This window comes from Microcoleus sp. Pol11C3 (genome assembly GCF_036701485.1).
Lineage (GTDB): Bacteria > Cyanobacteriota > Cyanobacteriia > Cyanobacteriales > Microcoleaceae > Microcoleus.
Window position 1 is genome coordinate 1 of the sequence record NZ_JAUBQW010000078.1, and the last position, 18,373, is coordinate 18,373.

13 protein-coding genes and 1 pseudogene are annotated in these 18,373 nt (G+C 45.4%); 3 read left to right on the forward strand and 11 right to left on the reverse strand.

Going from position 1 to position 18,373, the window contains the following annotated elements:
• Window positions 1-44: 44 nt before the first annotated feature.
• The 5 genes and pseudogenes from QUA40_RS17770 to bioF form a co-directional block, all read right to left on the reverse strand.
• Window positions 45-875: pseudogene (locus QUA40_RS17770) on the reverse strand (response regulator); the annotation flags it as partial.
• A 158-nt stretch (window positions 876-1,033) separates the two neighbouring features.
• Window positions 1,034-1,405 (reverse strand): response regulator, encoded by a 372-nt coding sequence (locus QUA40_RS17775; RefSeq protein ID WP_333128112.1) that lies wholly within the window; start codon window positions 1,403-1,405, stop codon window positions 1,034-1,036.
• On the reverse strand, window positions 1,402-4,341 hold the full coding sequence (locus QUA40_RS17780) for an ATP-binding protein (protein WP_333128114.1): 2,940 nt from the start codon (window positions 4,339-4,341) through the stop codon (window positions 1,402-1,404). Before QUA40_RS17780 ends, QUA40_RS17775 begins: the two co-directional genes overlap by 4 nt.
• Before the next feature lie 914 nt (window positions 4,342-5,255).
• Window positions 5,256-5,405, reverse strand: a complete 150-nt coding sequence (pirA, locus tag QUA40_RS17785; protein WP_172185012.1) for an arginine synthesis PII-interacting regulator PirA — start codon at window positions 5,403-5,405, stop codon at window positions 5,256-5,258.
• 311 nt (window positions 5,406-5,716) lie between these two features.
• Window positions 5,717-6,889 (reverse strand): 8-amino-7-oxononanoate synthase, encoded by a 1,173-nt coding sequence (gene bioF, locus QUA40_RS17790; protein WP_333128116.1) that lies wholly within the window; start codon window positions 6,887-6,889, stop codon window positions 5,717-5,719.
• Between the two features lie 66 nt (window positions 6,890-6,955).
• Between bioF and QUA40_RS17795 the strand changes: the two genes are divergently transcribed.
• A complete protein-coding gene (locus QUA40_RS17795) occupies window positions 6,956-7,891 on the forward strand; it encodes an exopolyphosphatase (protein WP_333128118.1) in 936 nt (311 codons plus the stop codon).
• A gap of 123 nt (window positions 7,892-8,014) precedes the next feature.
• Here the strand turns inward: QUA40_RS17795 and QUA40_RS17800 are convergent, their stop codons facing one another.
• The 6 genes from QUA40_RS17800 to QUA40_RS17825 all read right to left on the reverse strand — a co-directional run bounded on the left by QUA40_RS17800 (window position 8,015) and on the right by QUA40_RS17825 (window position 16,082).
• Window positions 8,015-8,248 carry a hypothetical protein gene (locus tag QUA40_RS17800; RefSeq protein WP_333128120.1) on the reverse strand — a complete coding sequence of 78 codons (234 nt, stop codon included), beginning with the start codon at window positions 8,246-8,248 and terminating at the stop codon, window positions 8,015-8,017.
• 11 nt (window positions 8,249-8,259) lie between these two features.
• Window positions 8,260-9,381 carry a glycosyltransferase family 4 protein gene (locus QUA40_RS17805; protein ID WP_333128123.1) on the reverse strand — a complete coding sequence of 374 codons (1,122 nt, stop codon included), beginning with the start codon at window positions 9,379-9,381 and terminating at the stop codon, window positions 8,260-8,262.
• Window positions 9,382-9,495: 114 nt separating this feature from the next.
• Complete coding sequence (locus QUA40_RS17810; protein ID WP_333128126.1) at window positions 9,496-12,240, reverse strand: chloride channel protein; 2,745 nt, start codon at window positions 12,238-12,240, stop codon at window positions 9,496-9,498.
• Window positions 12,241-12,707: 467 nt separating this feature from the next.
• Window positions 12,708-13,664, reverse strand: a complete 957-nt coding sequence (locus QUA40_RS17815) for a GDSL-type esterase/lipase family protein (RefSeq protein ID WP_333128129.1) — start codon at window positions 13,662-13,664, stop codon at window positions 12,708-12,710.
• A gap of 114 nt (window positions 13,665-13,778) precedes the next feature.
• Window positions 13,779-15,074: a TldD/PmbA family protein gene (locus QUA40_RS17820; RefSeq protein WP_333128132.1), complete on the reverse strand. Its 1,296-nt coding sequence runs from the start codon at window positions 15,072-15,074 to the stop codon at window positions 13,779-13,781.
• Between the two features lie 147 nt (window positions 15,075-15,221).
• Complete coding sequence (locus tag QUA40_RS17825; RefSeq protein WP_333128135.1) at window positions 15,222-16,082, reverse strand: Tab2/Atab2 family RNA-binding protein; 861 nt, start codon at window positions 16,080-16,082, stop codon at window positions 15,222-15,224.
• Window positions 16,083-16,353: 271 nt separating this feature from the next.
• Between QUA40_RS17825 and QUA40_RS17830 the strand changes: the two genes are divergently transcribed.
• Entirely contained in the window at window positions 16,354-17,139 is a 786-nt protein-coding gene (locus QUA40_RS17830) for a nucleotidyltransferase domain-containing protein (protein ID WP_333128137.1), read from the forward strand.
• Between the two features lie 62 nt (window positions 17,140-17,201).
• Window positions 17,202-17,924: a pyridoxine 5'-phosphate synthase gene (locus QUA40_RS17835; protein WP_333128139.1), complete on the forward strand. Its 723-nt coding sequence runs from the start codon at window positions 17,202-17,204 to the stop codon at window positions 17,922-17,924.
• The last annotated feature ends 449 nt before the right edge of the window (window positions 17,925-18,373 follow it).

Here is an 18,373-nt window from a genome sequence, read left to right on the forward strand (position 1 = left end):
CATCTTTATTTGACGATTTTACTAGGTTTTTCATTTTAACTCTTTTGTGACACATTCGCAAAAGTGAGATGCACCCCATCCAACCTTGAGAAGTTACGCAAAGACAAAACAATCTTCTGAATCCGGTCAACACCCGCTTTCATTGAACCCAGAATTTTCGGTAAATCTGCTATCAGAAATTCCAAATCTATGGCTTCGATTTCAGTTTGAATCTCAGAAGTGGGAGGAGTGTACTGCTGCTGATAGAGATGCAGCAGGTGCAGTAGGTCTTGGATATAATCACTGACGTGGCTGATATTGCCGTAGATAAAGTTGACGGGGTTGTTAATTTCATGGGCAATCCCCGCAACCACTTGACCCAAAGAAGACATTTTTGCGGTCTGAATCAGTTGAGCTTGGGTCTTTTGTAGGTCTTGCATACAGTTCTGTAAATGCTGAGCTTCTTCTCTAGCCCACGCTTCTGATTGTCGCAAATGCTGGTTTTCTTTTAACTGTTGCACGACGCGCAGCGTTTTGTTGAGGGTAATTTCTAGATCCTGAAAATCTATCGGCTTGGTTAGAAAGTCAAAAGCACCCAAGTTCATCGCATTTCTTATATTTTTCAGGTCGCCATAGGCGGATATAACTATTGTTTTGAAGGGGAGGTTTATCTGATTAAGTTTAGAGAGTAAAGTCAGGCCATCCATTTCAGGCATATTAAGGTCGGTCACTACTATATCTAGCTCCGGGTGTTCTTTCAATTTTTCCAGCGCTTGTACGCCATTATGGGCAAAAAAAAGCTGCCATTCTTCCGCGCGGAGCTTTTTTCTAAATCTCTGGGAAATTAGAGATTCTAAATCGGGTTCATCATCCACAAACAGTATTTTCGCTGACATATTAATTTTTTATTTGCTATGAAAAAGCCTAAAAATCTAGCGCTATCGAAGGACAGAAGGAAAATGCAATCGAGCAGTTTTCAATCGAGTGAGGTACTGCTTTTAATTAGTAATTACCAATTACCAATTACCATTACCAAATATGTTTTTTTGTGAATTTACTCCAAGTTGATGATTTTATTTTTTAGTGTATCAAAATTAACAGGCTTAGTAATATAGTCATCAGCTCCATAAGCCATTGCGGTTTGGTAATTTCTCTCATCTCCATAAGCGGTAATCATAAAAACTTTTAAGTCGGGAAACTTTTCTTTGAGAATCCTGAGCAGTTCTAGCCCATTCATTCCGGGCATATTAATATCCGATAAAATCAAGACAACAGATGCTTCGTCCTGGTTTTCTAAGTAGTTCAAAGCTGCCTCTGCTGATAGGCAAAAATAAAATTTTATTTGCCCTGCTTTGATTTCTTTCCTAAATTTCTGTTTGAACAGTGACTGAATATCTTCCTCGTCGTCTACCACCATTACTTTCATTTTTTAAACTCCTTAATGTCTGCTACTTTTTTTGGCAAGGTGATTATAAATTCTGTGTAATTTCCAACTTCTGTTTCGACTTTTAGTTCTCCTCGATGTTGCTGCACAATAACATCCTGACTGATAGAAAGACCTAGACCAGTACCTTCGGCTGGTGGCTTTGTCGTAAAAAATGGATTGAAAATTTTATCGAGTACGTCTGGTTTTATACCTGGGCCATTATCGCGAATGCGGATTTCAATCGCGTCACCCAGATTTCGAGTTCTAACGTCAAGCAGCGGTGAAAATTCTTCTCCCATTGCTTGCTGCTTTTTATAGACTGCATAGCAAGCATTGCTAATAATGTTAAGAAAAACCCTGCCGATGTCTTGTGGCACGACCTCTACTTCGCCTATGTCATTGTCGTAGTTGGTTTCTATGGTAATGTTAAAAGCAGTTTCCTTGGCTCGCATCCCGTGATAGGCTAGATTGATATATTCGGCCAATAAATTATTTATATCTGTGGCTTCCCACTGGCCGCTTTGTCCGCGAGAATGCAACAGCATATTGCCAACGATTTTGTCGGCTCTTTGACCGTGTTGATTAATTTTTTTAAGGTTCTCTTTGAGATCGGTTAACAGCTCGGCAATATATTCCTTTGTTTCGGGTGCTAACCGTTCTCCTTGATTTCCCAGTTCTTCAAACAGTTCTTCGGTTAATTCAGCAGAAAGTTCTGAGAAATTGTTGACAAAGTTTAATGGGTTTCTGATTTCGTGGGCAATGCCTGCGGTTAAACTTCCTAGAGAAGCTAGTTTTTCTTGGACAACAATCTGATTTTGCATCGCTCTGAGATTTGCTTCTATCCGCTGGCGCTCTTCAACTTCATTCTGCAATTGCTCTACAGTATGGCTGAGTTGAGATGTACGATTCTCAACTTTAATTTCTAGTTCCTCATTCGCTTTTTGTAGGGCTTCTTGGGCTTGTTTGCGATCGGTGATGTCGCGCAGAATCACCACATATTCTTGTAGCTCTTGATTGGAAAGCGAAGCCTCTTGGGAGAATCGGTTTGAGATGGCAACTTCCAGGATGCGCGAGTCTTCAGTGGGCAGGTTCAGGGTTTGTTCGCTGCGGCTAGGCCACCGTTCTGGCTCAAAAGCCAATCCGGGGAGTAATTTGTTCAAGTGACTCCCGCTCAATTCACCTCTGCTTAACTCAAATAGACGTTCAGATGCTGGGTTAGCCTGACGAATCATCCCATTTTCATCGAGCACTACAATCGCGTCTATGGCAATTACAAAAAGTTGTTCCGCGGCTTCTCGTGCCTCGTCCATTGAGACAACTTGGGGTAAACTCGTCCAGCAGGCAACAGCCACCCCGACAAAAGTGACTGTCAAGATCAGCACTGCCAAAAGATTAGAGCCAACGCTAGAGTTACCATCTAATTGGGATCTAAAAACCCAGCCAATACTGACGGCGCTACATACTAGCACAATCAGGACTATAACCTGAAACGCCACAAAATCTACGATCTGGCTCTTGCGCCCCGCCCTGTAATGCCGAATCCACCAGGCTCGATGGAACGGCGCAAAGGAAATGCGACGGATAACCGCATCCACTGCCAAAATAGCCACAGGCAACAGTAAGCCGATCGTCACGTCTTGCCAACTCCAGTTCAAGCCTCCGACAACCAGAACAACTGCAACTAAAAAGAAGAAGCCTGCCCCGCACCAAGGCCATCGCACTTCAGGCGAGCCTCGACGCAGCCACAGTCCTAGATAAAATGCCATCAGCATTATCAGGTAACTAGCACCACCGACCACCACGATATCGGTTATATCTCCCCAAAGCAGACCGATCAAACTGAGTAAAAGGGAAAATAGCAGGGCCGGTTCCAGAACGCCCCGTCGGGAGATGAAAGCGAAGACGGGGGAAACGTACCCGTCTAGAGCGAGTTGGTACAAGATGCGGGGGGAGTTGGAAACCGCAGTGGCGGAACAAAGAAGGCAGCTTGAGGCCAGCAGGAGTGTGACGATTAATGAAGCTGACTGACCCCAGAATGGTGAGGCGGCAGCTAATAGGTTCTTAAACGAGTCCTCGCCCAGTTCTGGGGAGGTTGCTAAGCGCATCAGTACCCAGGAACTCCCCAGATACACGGGTGGAATCAGCCAAGCGGCTAAGTTCATAACCCGCAAAGTTTCCCCCGGACGGCGGCTGTCGGCGACAAACGAGGAAGCCGTTTCACAGGCGCAGGCACCGTAGACCGCAAAGAATGACCACTTGGCCCAGTCAATAAAGGTTAAAGGTGGCCAACTGGTGGGGAAAAATCCGGGGCTATCTGGGGAGAAGGCTAACCATCCCATGCCTTGAATGGTAAACACCAGTAGGAATCCCACTGCCGGGATAATGAAAAATGCGTGCAGGATCGCTAAGGCGCGACTGCCGCTAAATGCCAGAATATAAGCGATTAGTGTGAATCCAATTCTTAGCGGCGTTTCTGGACAGGCGATGCCCAAGGGTTCTAGGTTAGCTTTGATTAGCGCCGTAATTACGATCGCGTTTATTGACGGATATAGTGCCCAGCCAGCGAAGTAGCCGATCGCCACATAGCTGCTCAGAAGCGGATAGTTGCTCAGTAGCCCGGTGATATAGTTAGGCGTTCCGCCGGACATTTCTGGCCAGTGTTCCCCTAAGCGTTTCACTTGCAGGTTCAGCATCACCCCCACCAGTACGGCGGGCAGCCATACCAAAATGGCATTTGGCCCAAGAGCCGCGTGCATTGCAGGTGCAATGCTAACCCACAAGATATGACCAGTCATCCCGAAGCCCCACGTTTCAAGGGGACTCAGGGTTCTCGGCAGGCGCATCGGCGATCGCATCTTGAGATTTTCTGTTGGGGAAGGCTGAGTTGGTTCTGAGTGGTAGCCGTTTTCCGGCTGGTGTCGGATGTCTGTCGCCATCAATTTTACCTATATATTTTTTGGATATTGCAGTTGCTAGCCGATGTTCGGCTTTATAGAGATCAACTTTGTTCTATTAAGTATTTTTACTATTCTTAAATTTTGGCCAAGCTGCCTTGGACAGTCAACCATGAAAATCTATCTCAATCCATTTTCAATATTATATTATTACATTTTATTTCTGACTTCTGACTTTTGTTAATTTCGCGTTCTTTTAGCTCTGCCCTTGAGGGCTTCGGCTAGGTCTTTGGGTGTTTAGGGACTTGAGGCATTACAGAGAAATTTGGCAGGAGTTACGCAAGTGTCACAGCTTCGTGTACCAGCACCAAAAAATTAGACTATAAACATCAAACTGGACGTTTTAGTTGCTCAATTAAATAATTTGATAGCAGCCGTGTTTAATTTGATATATTATTTTACCCGTTTTATCGGCTAAACTTTTGAGCGCCAAGTCCACACAAGTTTATTACCAGCAAGATGATTTCTTTGAATTCAAGCTGGAGGGTACTGGCAAGATTTTCTCCCGATTAGTTGCTTGACTTTCCTAGGAAATTGCTCAATTTTACAAGGAATAGCACACACATTAGTGTACTTTATTCCTGCGCTTATTGAGTCGTTAGCTCGGACAGATGCCGGATGGTTGGTTGAAAAAATTAAGGAGGAATAATTTCATTTTTTTTATTGGGCAAAACTTTTAATTTTCCTGATTTTCCATGAGTCGAGTTCCGCTGGTGTTCCCTCTTGCTTCTTTTTTATTCCTTCTCAATAAAAAACCCCGGCTTCTTCAAGAAACCGGGGCTTTTCCTACCAACTAAGAGAGGAGTCAAAACTTCACAGGTAGCGGTTGCCGGAATTCTGCATTTCTCGCACAACCCTCTAAACCAAACTACGGGCAAATTCTAGTTGCAGTTTCTTTAAAGCTGTCTCATTTCCTCTTCAAGCACCCGAACCAAATCTTGATTGCCACTGGATCTCGCTACTTCTATGCGGTGCATCAGTTGCTTGTGAATGTTAGCGCGGTGGGTTTCTGCTACTTTTTTTACGTTTTGACGATTTGTGTTCATGGTGGACGTTCCTTATATTAAATTTGGTGTACCTGCTACTTCTCTAATATAGCGCTAAATTCCAAAAAGTATCTAAATTTACAAAAAATTTACAGTTGTTGACCGATCGACCAAACTCCTGTATAAGATTGGTCATAAGTCAATAGCGATATCTTGACAATCAAAAAAAAGGCAGAACGCTAGAGCTGCAGAAGGCAGAAAGCTAGAGCTGCATAAGGCTAGAGCTGCATAAGGCAGAAGGCAGAAGTAGAAATTCTCCCCATCTTCCAACATTTACCCAAAGGGTAAGGTACTTATGACGTACCCAACATTTACTCAAAACTCACAACTTGCTTCAGCGCCTCTACCAACTGCTGAAGGTGTGCGAGTTCATGAGTTGCCATCAGCGAAATCCGAATTCGACTCACGCTTACAGTCGGAGGCCGAATCGCCGGAGCAAAAATACCCATCTCCTTGAGTTTGCTGCCTACTGTTAAAGCGGAGGCTGCATCTTTTAACGGAAGACTGAAAATTGGGGAGAGGGAATTGCTAATTGGTAATTGGTGATTGGTAATCGCGCAATATTTGAAAGTTTCGATATTTTGTCGCAACCGAACTCGGCGTTCTGGTTCTTGCTGTACAATTCTCACAGCTTCCAAAGCAGCCGCCGCGTCAGCAGGCGTCAATGCTGTAGTATAAATCCAACTCGCAGCTCGATTACGCAGAAAATCAATTAAAGCAGCAGAGCCCGCAACGTAACCACCTAAACTTCCCAAAGCTTTGCTGAGTGTCCCCACTTGAATCAGTGGTGTTCCCGTACACCCGAAATGTTCTGCACAACCGGCACCGCTACCACCAAAAACTCCTGTAGCGTGAGCTTCATCTACTAATACCATGCAGTTAAAGGTTTCGGCCACAGCCAACAACTGCGGTAGCGGACACAAGTCCCCATCCATGCTAAAGACGCTATCGGTAATAATTAAACACTTGCGGTATCTTGCGCGATTTTGCTCTAGCTTGGCCTTTAAATCCTCAAGATTGCAGTGATGGTACTCTAGGGCAGTTGCACCGCTGAGTGTGGCTCCGTTTTTCAGGCTCGAATGGTTGTACTTGTCAGATAATATCAAATCGCGCTTGCCGACAACGGATACGATCGCCCCTAAATTCGCTAAATATCCCGAACTGAATACTAAAGCATCTTCAGTTTGTTTTAAATTAGCAATAGCTTGTTCTAGCTGTCGGTGCAAATCGCGGTGTCCGCTTAGCAACCTCGAACCCGTCGCACCCGTACCAAATTCCTTAGTTGCAGCCATAGCGGCTTGAATTAACCTGTCATCGCCGGCAAGTCCCAGATAATCGTTGCTGGCAAAGTTAATCAGCCGACGGCCTGCTAATTTTACTACAGGCCCGGGAGAACTTTCGATCGATTCTGGCGATCGATACCAATGGGCGCGGCGAACAGTGTCCAGGGACTTCTCTATCCAAGCGTAAGGGTCTGGGTTCATATTGGAAAGCGATCGGGTAATACGTTATATTAGCTGGTGATCAGTTCCTCCCCATCACAGAAGCATATGCCACTCACTAAAAAATACAGATTAGTCACCCGCAGCGATTTTGACGGTCTTGTCTGTGCCGTTTTGCTCAAAGAACTCGATATGATCGACGAGATTAAATTCGTGCATCCTAAAGATATGCAGGATGGGAAAATCGAAATAACAAATAACGATATTAGCACCAATTTACCCTATGTTGATGGAGTTCATCTAGCTTTCGATCACCATTTCAGCGAAACTCTTAGACACGAGAAAATCAAAATCAACCACATCATCGATCCCTATGCAGCTTCTGCAGCTAGGGTACTGTACAAATATTATGGAGGTCGAGCAAAGTTTCCTGATATTTCTGAGGCTATGATGGCGGCCGTTGACAAATCTGATTCCGCTCAATTTGCCCAAGAAGAGGTTTTGCATCCCGAAGAATGGGTGCTGTTAAACTTCATAATGGACGCCCGAACCGGTTTGGGAAGGTTTAAAGAATTTACGGTTTCCAATTATCAGTTAATGATGCAGTTAATCGATTACTGCAAAAATCATACCATCGATGAAATCTTGCAGCTTCCTGATGTAAAAGAAAGAGTAGACCTCTACTTCGAGCAAGAAGAAAAATTTAAAGAGCAAATACAGCGCTGCGCCCAAGTTTATAATAATTTAGTTGTTTTGGATTTGCGTAACGAAGATGTGATTTATGCGGGTAATCGTTTTGTAATTTACGCTTTGTTCCCCGAGTGCAATATATCGATTCACGCACTTTGGGGACTGAAACAACAAAATACTGTTTTCGCAGTTGGTAAGTCAATCTTTAACAAAACCTCTAAAACTAATATTGGGGAGTTAATGTTAAGATATGGCGGCGGTGGTCACCAGAATGCCGGAACTTGTCAGATTGAGAACGATAAAGCTAGTCAAGTTTTGAAAGAGTTAATTGCCCAGATAGAGCAAAATGGTTAAATTGGCTGTATCTTTTTTGCAGTCAGGACTTGAGTCTTTGATTATTTATTTTAATTTTCAGCACTAAAGTCCTTACTACAAACAGGGATTTTTAGGACTGAAGTCCTTACTGCAAACGGGAGTTTAGTCCTCAAGGTTTTGAGCGGGCGGGTTCTGGGCATTGAGATTTTCTGAACTGTTGCCTTTGACTGGTGGCAAATGGTCTACCAAACCCATATCAAAAGCGATATCCGGCAACTCATCAGCATTATATTTTCCTGCCTCAAACAATCGCCCAGGAGTAAAACAAGGCTGTTTCAACCGTACCACTTCCCCCGGTGAAAACATTCCCCTAAACATTTTGCGTTCGAGTCCCATAATTTCTGCTCCTAAAACAACTTTCGCATTAATCTTAGCAATTTTTGAGCGGCAGTTTCCCAATTAAATAAATCCGCCGTCTCTCTAGCTTTTTGAGCTACCTGAAAACGCATCGGGTCTTCAACAATTTTTCGCAACTGTTCGCGAACAGACTGAACATTTGGCTCGGCCCAATAAGGATCATTTCTGATTTTTAGAGCCTGAGTATCGTAACACTTTCCGACGGGAATTAGATCGTAAGCAATGGGATAGCAGTTATCAGGATTGGCGTACTCAGTCGGACCGCCGTACATAGTCATAGCGATGGGCAAACCGGCAGCAAAGGCATCCAAAATTTTAATCGCAAAACCTTCGCCCCGAAACGGTGCTAAAAAAGCATCTGCTGATAAGTATAAATCTGCTAGTTCTGCTTTATTATAAAATTTAGGTCTTACGTGAATTTTTGACTTTAATTTCCCGAATTGCTTTTCGATATTTACGAGATGTTCCACTATGAGATCAGGATTTTTGCCCCCATCTTTGATAATTAACTCTACGTTGGCATCATCTTTAAATTCTTGATAAAATGCTTGAATGGCGAGATCGGTGCCAAATCTATACAAATCAAAAGAATTGGTCATGTGCAGAATATATTTTATATCTTTTTTGGTTTTTTGCGGTCTGGTAGAATAGAGTTGCGAGATTAAAGGATTGAAGCCTAGAGGTATAACTGAGACTTTTTTTGCCGGACAGCCAGCTTTGATTAAAACGTTTTTAGAGTATTCGCTAACTGCTAGAATGTGGGAGGAATTGTTGACAGCATCGTAAATCCAGTAATCATAATCATCACTGTTTTTGGCGAATTCGTAATTGATAGCAAAAAATTCTAAATTGAGATGTCCCTTGAGTTCTTTTAAAAAATAAGGTTTCCAGTAATGAGACCATTTTATCTGAAATAAATCTGAGGGTGCGGTGTTCATCCATTTCGCTAGCAGGTGGTTGTATTCGTCTGTGGAATTGCGGGTAACGTAAGAGGCAATTGTCGAAGGTTCGACAGAAATAGGAATTCCCATTTTGTCTAAAGTTGTCGCCAGGGATAGCGTAATGTCGGCGAAGGAGTTAAAGTATTGAAAGGCAACGTTAAAGTGAACCATGTTTATGAGTTATGGGTTATTGATTATTGGTTATTGGAGAGTATGTATTCCCATGCAGAGCCTGGGAACAAGATTAGAAGATTACAATACCAACAAATAACAACTAACTAATGACTAATTGGCCGATCGCACTAAAATGACTGTACAGTCGCACCCGCGCGCCACAGCTTCCGGGATGTTCCCCTGAATCACCTGCTTCAGCAGCCCTTCGCGGCTGGCTCCCAGGACGATCGCATCGCACTGATCGTTCTGAGCCAAATCAATTAAAGCATCAGAAACCGATTGAGCGCAAACCGAAGTCGCTATTATCGAACAGCTAACCCTGCGCTTGATAAACTCCGCTGCTTGCTTTAATTCTCCGCGATCGGGTTCTGCAACAGAAGGCTGGTGAACCTGACACAATTTAATCTCCGGTACAGCACTCGCAGCCACCAAAGCTGGTAGCAGTCGCAAAGCCGCAGCTTGCTTGTAACCGCCGCGAATAGGCACCAACCAGCGGTGCAAACCCATCAGCGTGTGCAGCCCCAATTCTGGCCCTGGAATGTCTGAATTCGGCGGGGAAAGTTCAGTCTCTGGAGTCGCTGATGAATCTGAGCCGATCGCCAATGTGGGATGATCTGCGCCGTCAACTTTCTTGCGTGTTGCTAATAGTTTTTCGCTCCACTTCACCAAAATAACCTCGCAGCCGGCTTGCCGAATTACGGTATCGACCACATCACCAAAAATGCGTTCTTTTGTGGATAATTCGCCTTGCCAGCCCATCAAAATTAAATCGATATGACCCTCCTTAATTGTCTCCAGAATCGCGTTAGGCACGTCATGAGCTACCCGTATTTGGGTGTGTACTGGCAAGTTCCAATTGCGAATAATTCGCTCGGCTTGTTGCAGCAGGCGGCGGCTTTTGGTTGTCCGCACTGCGCTTTCTGAGGGGGAACTGTTGCGCGGTACTAAGATGATTTGCAGGCATTCTAATTCGTAATTACGATCGCGCGCAATCGCCGCAGCCAGGCGCAGCAAAGCGGGTGCTGTTTGGGGGTTGGAAAGCGGCACTAATAAGCGGCCGTTTCCGACTTGCGGAGCTTTGGTTTGATAGACAACATAGGAAGGTTCTGGATGCGGGCCCTGGGTTGTTTCTCCGCTGAGGCGATCGGATTCAACTCGGATAATGTCGCTGCGGGTAATAATTCCCACCAAACGGCGGCCTTCTACGACTGGCAAGCGGCTGATATTGTAGTTGTTGAGCCTGTATAATACCTCGCTTAAAGTATCCTTTGCTTTGACTGCGATCGGCTGTACAGTCATAAATTCTTTGAGCAGGGAGTTGCCGGAGAAATTGCGCTCACTGGCATTTGCTAAATCGGTTTGACTGACAATTCCGACTAATTTACCATCTTCAACGACTGGAAATCCTCGGTGGTGCGATCGCGAAAAAGCCTGCATCACTTCATCGAAAGTCAGCATACTCGAAAGAGTTTCAACTCGGCGCTGCATCACGTCATCTGCGTGCAAGTCGCTCAAAGTATTGCTGGCAGCTTTTGCCTGCGTCAGTTGAATGCCGTTAAACTCCAAAAGGCGATCGTACAAAGAGCCACCTTCTACCTTTTCCGCGACTAAATAAGCAACTACAGAACAGATCATCAAAGGCAGCACTAATTTGAAATCAGCCGTAATTTCAAACACAATTACTACCGCAGTAATCGGCGCTCTAGAAACCGCACAAAAAAACGCTCCCATTCCCGCCAAAGCGTAAGTTACGGGCAAACCGAGGCCCAGGGAATCTGCTTGCACAATGCCCACCATGTGACCGAGTGCAGAACCCATAACTAGGGCAGGGGAAAACAATCCTCCCGGAGCTCCAGAAGCAGCGGAAATAATTGTCAGAAAAAAGTGAGCTACAAAAGCAATTAAACTCGTTATGCCGCTTGCTTCACCCGTAAGCAAAAACTCCCGCAAACCCGTATTGTTGCGGAAGTTTTCTGGGAGAAGAGCTATTACTGAACCGCAGATTATGCCAGCTAGAGCCATTCGCGCCGGCAAAGCTAATTTGAGCGATCGCCTGTTAAATTGCAAGCTAGCAATAATTCCTTTGGTGAACAAAGCTCCCAGCAATCCCGCTAAAACTCCTAACAGTATATAAAACGGGATTTCGTGAGCATCAAAACTGGTTTGGTACGCGCGAAGGTTCAAACTTAAACTATCGCCACCCAAAAGCTGCGAGACAACTGCACCGATAAATGAAGCGATAATTGCAGTCCCTAAAGTCAATCCCGAAACGTCCTGCAGCAGTTCTTCAACTACAAATAAAACTCCTGCAATGGGAGCATTGAAACCAGCAGCCAATCCTGCAGCAGCACCGCAAGCAATCAATTGTCGGCGGTAGTCTGGGGAAGTAGGCATCAAGTGACCTATCCAGCCGGCCAAAGATGCTCCTATTTGCACAGTCGGGCCTTGCCTCCCTAAAGTTAAACCGGAACCAACTGCTAAAATAGTCGTCAGAAGTTTGGCCACAGCTACTCGCAAATCTAAGGAAAGATTGACTCCGCCGAGAGCCGCTTTTACGTGAGGAATGCCGCTCCCGGCAGTTTCGGGAGCAAAACGCTCAACCAAGAAACCTGTCAGCAACCCGCCGCATAAACCGACGCTGGGGAGTAATATCCAAGCTGGAATTACTGTCGAGGTAGCAACTCGCCAACTGCCGAGCCATCCGACTCCTAATTTTAGCAAAACCCCAGCGAGTCCTGAAATTAAACCGATCAGACAAGCTTCAAAAATAGCGAGGCGTTTCGGTCGTAAAAACAGTTGAGATTTGATGACCCTGGAAGGTTCCCTAAATTGTTTAGGGATAGTTATGTACGGCATAAATAGCGTAGATGACCTGAGAATTGTCTACTCGATAGCAATTTAGCAAAAAACCCTTCGATACTTACCTGAAATCTGCTGTAATTCCGATGCTACCGGATTTGATATCAATCTGCGATTTTTTTACCTTATAGCCTCCACCAGTGTTTTCAAATCCGGCACTTCTAAATCAGCCTGGTCGCTGGCCGGCAGTGTCGCCGCAAATCCTGTTTTTTCGTGTCTACGATTTACCCAAATCTATCTCGCGACTTGACAGCAATTGTCTCAAGACTAGCAGTATTCCCTTTTCCCAATCTATCAGAGTGCCGTAAGCTGTCACGCATTTAAATTGCATATTCAGGGCGGGCGAGACGCCCACCCCACAAAACTTTGATTATTTTTTGACATTCAATTTAAATGCACAACAGCTTAGGAGCCAAAACTCACTACTTAAAATTAATTAAATTCTAGCATATTTCGCTCCGAGTTTAGGGTTGATATTCCGCAAAAATTTCAATTTTTCCCACAATGTTTTGATTGAATTCGCTCAATTCTTCGGCGGGAATCCAATATTCTTGGTGAATCGAACTGCCCACATTTTGAACCGGATATTTTTTTAATAATTCTGCCGCAACCCGAAAGCGCGTGACATAGCCGAAATATCCCGATGCTGCATCTCTTGTATTCCAATCTCGCGCGATTTGTATGGCATAGGCTTTGTGAAGTACGGGATAAAAAGTAGGCTGAAAGGATAAGCGTGGCGGAAATGCCAGAAAATCGCTTTCTTTAATCAGTTCCATTTCTTTTTTGCCGACGGCTCGGAACAGCGTTACTGTCTCTTGATCTGATATATTGATATTTTTAAACCAAGCTTTCCAACCGTCCCAATTGTGAACTATTTTAGCCAATTCAGCGTAACCGGCGGCGCGGGGATGGGAAACGTCATTTTCGGTAAGTTCTTTTTGCCAGATTTCCGAGTTTTGCAGCGGGGTGCAGACATCTAAATAAGGCACATTTAGCTCCTTGCAAACTTGGGAAAACTGTTCGGATAAGTTGGCAATCCGGATTGTGCGATCGGCATCGATAACTGGCGGTGGCCCTACCATTAATACTGGAAATATATTTTGGGCTGATGTGAGAATAGAGCGGGCATTTTCAATTGATTTCTCAACTTCTATGCGAATTTTTTCGTTTTCTAGGTAAGTGTCATTGACGCCAAAGGAAAATACTATTCTGCCGTCGCCGTAGTGAGGTAAGCGGCAAGAAACTTCGTTGAACCAACGAGTTTCTATATCGGCACTGGTTTCTCCCCTGATTCCTAAATTGTAGTAGGTAATATCGTGTCCTTGTCCGCAAGCAGCCGCGCAAATCCGTCCTGTCCAACCGAGACATTTTGGATCGCAAGTACCGTTTACAAAAGAATCGCCGATAAAACAAATACGCATATTATGTGTGGGAATTGTTGACTGTTGACTGTTGACTGTTGACTGTTAACTGTTGACTGTTGACTGTTGACTACTGACTACTGACTACTAACAACTGCCAACTGCCAACTGACTTTAATTCTTCCCGATGACGGACAATCCCTCTACAATTACAGACGGTGTGTGGCAAGAACCGTTCCACTCAGAGTCTCCTCCCAATTCTACTAATTGTTTGAGGACGCTGTAGACGTTGCCAGCTACCATTGTGTCTTTGATTCTGCCGACTATTTGACCTTTTTTGACTCGGTAGCCGAGATCGACATTAATTGAAAAATCGCCGGAAATTCCGGCACTGCCGCCAAGCATTTGATCGACTACAATTCCGTCGTCTAATTTAGCGATTAAATCCATTAGCGAAAGCGAACCTGGTTTAATCAAAACATTGAACAAACTCGGCGTCGGATAGCTGCCCAAACCTGGGCGAAATCCGTTGCCGGTGGTGCCACTACCCAAGGCTCGACCGGTGGTGCGATCGGTATAAAATAGCTGCAACACTCCGCTGTTGATAAAGACGATCGCCCGAGTCGGAGTGCCTTCGTCGTCAAAAGGACAGCTATAAGGCCCGATATCCGGCTGCTGCGAGAGGGTGACAAGCGGCGATGTCACTTGTTGGCCTAATCGATCGTTCCAAGGCGAAGCGCCTTCGAGTACCTGTTTGCCGTTCAACGCCGCACAGACAGTCCCCCAAAGCAAATCGGCGGCTTTGGCTGTAAATAGCACCGGCACGCGGCCCGTGGCGGGAGCAACATTATCTTTCGCCCATTCTAAACGCTGCAAAACCCGCTTGGCACTTGTGTTTAAGTCGAGGGTGCCGCGTTCGGTTTCGCCTTCCCAAATGTTGAGGAAATCTTCGCCCCGCACTAATTCTGCGGATAAGTAACCGCTGAGGGTGGTGTCGGTGTGACTCGAATCCAAGCCTCTGGTGTTCACCAAGCGGGTGCTCTCGATTTCGCAGTCGAGTTCGGCGGTGCAGAGGCTTTCTGGATAGGCTTCGCGGACGATCGCGATCGCCTCTTTTCCCCAGTTTACTAGCTGTTCGGCTGGCACCGACACTCCGCGATCGGGATAAACAACTTTCTCACCGGTGCCGAGTTCGATGGTTTCCGGTTCGTTGAGTTGTGAAAGCGCGATCGCCCTGTCCACCAAAATTTGCAGTTCCACAGGCCCGTAGGCCACCGCCAAACCCGGCCGCCCATCCCGCCACAGCCGCAGTGCAATGCCTTCTGCTTGGGCAGTTTCTAGCTGTTTGAGGCGGTTTGCTTCAAAAAAGACCGGCCGTGAGAGCGATTGCGATTCCAATACCTCAGCAGCTTCTGCACCTGCTTTGGTGGCTAGTTCTAACAGTTGTTCTGCTGATTGCTGATTGGTCATTGTTCTCGGTGGTTGGTAATGGGCGATCGGTAATTAATTAGTCATTAGTCATTAGTCATTAGTCATTAGTCAATCTAGCTGTTAACTCTCTTTCTAAATAACTGTAGATTAACTGCTGACTGATGAGTGCTGACTAATGACTAATGACTAAATAGTTAGTTCGTGCAGCAGCCAAAATCCTGCAAAAGATTCCGATTCGGAATTCGACTGAATTGCTAAGAAATGTACTTTTTTTGCTTGCTTTTTAGCGGCTTCAAATCCTTTCGCTTCTCTCTCAGTTGCTGTGTCTCTGAGATTAGCTAAAATCCAGCGATCATTAGCTCCCGTATCTAATACCAGCCTAGCTGGTGGGCCGCTCTCAAATTTCAGAAAAGCCAACTCCAACCCCGACATCCAACCTGCCAGGGCTGCTGCTCTCGACGAGTAGATAATTAGTCCCGGAATTTGCGTTTCTGGGGCGAGGCGTGTCATCGGCAGTCCGAAAGCTTCGCCAAATCCGATATCCCACTCGGACATTTCGTCAAAAGCTGCGATCGGCAAACTCACAAACGCCCATTTTTCGCCGATTAAAGCATCCGGCAGCGCAACTGGCGTTTCGGGTATAAATTGAACGCTCGGGTTCACAACCGGTTGATAGCCCGCTTCGGCGGGATAAACGTCTTGCATCCGTTCTTCCAGCCACAGGCTGAGGGCGAGGGTGCGGCGGCTGCAGGCGGCTGGAATGTCCAAGTCCTCGCAGGCTTTGGTAATCATGTTCGCCATTTGGCGGCGGAAAAAGCGGATTTTTTCAGGTCGTTTCGGTGCTGCGGCGATCGCCTCTTTAATTGCACCCGCCAGCCACAGGGAATTCACGGTAGAACTGGAGCAAAATTGCGAGTAGCGAAACAGAGATTCGGCCTTGTCGCCTACATTCAGCGGGCTTTCGCAGATCAACACTTCCCATTTTTTTTTCTCTCGCTCGTCTATGATTGGACGGCTGTAAAAGTCGAGTTCCCAAATAGTAGCCATGCCGCGCTGTTAAAAATTAATCCTTTCTCATGTTACCGGACAGCGGGCAAGTTTCGGATTCTGAGAATTTAAGGCTGATTTTCAATCGCGGGCGATCGCAGTTTCCCAAAGATTGCCACTTTCCCTTGCAGCTTCCCGTGTAATTTTTGGCAGCAGTGCACAACCGAAAGCATTAGCAACTCCTCGGACAACTGTCGCGGAGCTATCTCAACACGCGATCGTTTGTTAAACTTGTGCAAGCCCGGGAAAACAAAGAGTATAGCTTGATTCCATGAGACCAATCATTCTCGAAAAGATTGTTTCTACCTTACAACCTTTAGATTTTGTTCTCGCTTTGTGGCAAGGAGGTTCAGCAGCCCACGGATACACCGACGAGTGGTCCGACCTCGATATTGCGGTTGTGGTTGAAGATAACTGCGTGGAAGAAACATTTGAGATTGTTGAAAAAGCCCTCGCAGAAATTGGCGAAATCGAACTCAAATATCGAGTTCCCGAACCCGCTTGGCACAGTCAGTCGCAGTGCTTCTGGCTGCTCAAAGAAACCCCGCCGTTTTTGCTAATTGATTTTGCCGTTTTCCGGCGCAGCAGCCGCAACGATTTCCTTGAAATAGAGAGACACGGACAAGTCCCGATTGCCTTTGACAAAGCTAATCTAATTGTACCCCCGCTTTTGGATCGAAGCAAACATTTATCTACAATGCAGTCGAGATTCAACGAAATTAAAATCCGTTTCGATTTGCTTCAACCTCTGGTAAAAAAAGAGATTTATCGGGAACATTTAGTAGATGCGATCGGCAACTATCACAATTGGACGCTTCTACCCTTAGTCGAACTGTTGGGCATGATTTACCGTCCTCACAGATACGACTTTGAACTCAAATATTTCAGCCGCGATTTTCCGCCGGAAATAGTCGATCGCGTCGCACCCCTTTTCTGCATCGCCAACCTTGAAGATTTGGCAGCAAAACAGCAGATAGCTGAAGCTTTTTTTAGAGAAAGTTTACCGCTTGCAGAAGCTAATTTTTACTTTGATAACACCCTAACACGAACGCAATAGGCTCAAGGTTTCGTACCGAAAGCGATTAACATAGTAGCATCAACCTTAAAAAGTAACATCCCATGACTAAACTCAGCGTTAACATCAACAGAATCGCCCTCCTCAGAAACTCTCGAAACATCGGCATCCCCAGCGTCACGGAAGCCGCAAAAACAGTAATTGCTGCCGGAGCTCACGGCGTTACCGTTCATCCCCGCCCCGACGAAAGGCACATCAAAGCTACCGATGTTTACGAATTAGCCAAAATGTTAACCGTTGAGTTCAACATCGAAGGAAATCCGTTTCAGCCGCCATTTATGGATATAGTTTGCGACGTAAAACCGGCTCAGTGTACCTTGGTCCCGGACGCTCCCGATGTGCTAACATCGGATAGCGGTTGGGATATTGCCGCAAATCGCGATCGGCTCTTACCCATTATTAAAAAATTAAAAGATAATGGCATCAGAGTCAGCCTGTTTATGGACGCAGATGCTGAGCTCATGCCGCTAGCAAAAGAAGTTGGAGCCGACAGAGTAGAACTCTACACGGAACCCTATGCAACTGCTTTTCGCGAAGACCAAGTAGACTCTGTTTTTCAACAATATGTCTTAGCAGCTCAAGCCGCTCAATCAGCAGGTTTGGGAGTGAATGCCGGACATGATTTAAATTTGCAAAACTTAGCTAAATTTTGCTCGATTCCTGATATCCTAGAAGTATCAATAGGTCATGCTTTAATTGCAGAAGCGCTAGAAATGGGCTTATTCAACACAGTACAAGCTTACCTGAAAATCCTATCAGGTTCCTAGTACAAATCAACCTATTGTTGAAGGGCTGATTTTGCCGTGATAAACTCGTTTTTATCAGAGATAATAACTAAATCCGCCCTTCAAACATACAGCATCAAAACTTACGCAAAAAATGGTTTGACACGCTACAAATATGGTAAGGTGGGGTTCGCAGCGCCCTAGATAATTAGGCTATCGTCCAAAAATAGGTAATAGTAGGGGTCGTAACCCCGTAGGGGGGCTAGCCGTTTTCTAGTAGCAACGCTCCTCTCAGAGCCAAGACACCGCGTTTTTTGGGTGTGGGCCTTTTTTTAGCAAGAACCTCGGAAAAAGCTTTAATTTTCCTAGACCAAATTACTAATATTCTGTGATGATATTATGCGTAAGGAGTATCATTAAAATGTCCCGACAAACTGAGGCTACTACTTAGGATCGCGAATTAAATATATTTACACAAGTTTATGGGGTGT

What these genes read in the sequence shown, in the direction of transcription:
- QUA40_RS17775 (WP_333128112.1), bottom strand. Translation starts at nt 1,405, where the DNA reads ATGAAAGTAATGGTGGTAGACGACGAGGAAGATATTCAGTCACTGTTC.
- QUA40_RS17805 (WP_333128123.1), bottom strand. Translation starts at nt 9,381, where the DNA reads ATGGTTCACTTTAACGTTGCCTTTCAATACTTTAACTCCTTCGCCGAC.
- bioF (WP_333128116.1), bottom strand. Translation starts at nt 6,889, where the DNA reads ATGAACCCAGACCCTTACGCTTGGATAGAGAAGTCCCTGGACACTGTT.
- QUA40_RS17800 (WP_333128120.1), bottom strand. Translation starts at nt 8,248, where the DNA reads ATGGGACTCGAACGCAAAATGTTTAGGGGAATGTTTTCACCGGGGGAA.
- QUA40_RS17820 (WP_333128132.1), bottom strand. Translation starts at nt 15,074, where the DNA reads ATGACCAATCAGCAATCAGCAGAACAACTGTTAGAACTAGCCACCAAA.
- QUA40_RS17810 (WP_333128126.1), bottom strand. Translation starts at nt 12,240, where the DNA reads ATGCCGTACATAACTATCCCTAAACAATTTAGGGAACCTTCCAGGGTC.
- QUA40_RS17795 (WP_333128118.1), top strand. Translation starts at nt 6,956, where the DNA reads ATGCCACTCACTAAAAAATACAGATTAGTCACCCGCAGCGATTTTGAC.
- QUA40_RS17815 (WP_333128129.1), bottom strand. Translation starts at nt 13,664, where the DNA reads ATGCGTATTTGTTTTATCGGCGATTCTTTTGTAAACGGTACTTGCGAT.
- QUA40_RS17835 (WP_333128139.1), top strand. Translation starts at nt 17,202, where the DNA reads ATGACTAAACTCAGCGTTAACATCAACAGAATCGCCCTCCTCAGAAAC.
- QUA40_RS17830 (WP_333128137.1), top strand. Translation starts at nt 16,354, where the DNA reads ATGAGACCAATCATTCTCGAAAAGATTGTTTCTACCTTACAACCTTTA.
- QUA40_RS17825 (WP_333128135.1), bottom strand. Translation starts at nt 16,082, where the DNA reads ATGGCTACTATTTGGGAACTCGACTTTTACAGCCGTCCAATCATAGAC.
- QUA40_RS17780 (WP_333128114.1), bottom strand. Translation starts at nt 4,341, where the DNA reads ATGGCGACAGACATCCGACACCAGCCGGAAAACGGCTACCACTCAGAA.
- pirA (WP_172185012.1), bottom strand. Translation starts at nt 5,405, where the DNA reads ATGAACACAAATCGTCAAAACGTAAAAAAAGTAGCAGAAACCCACCGC.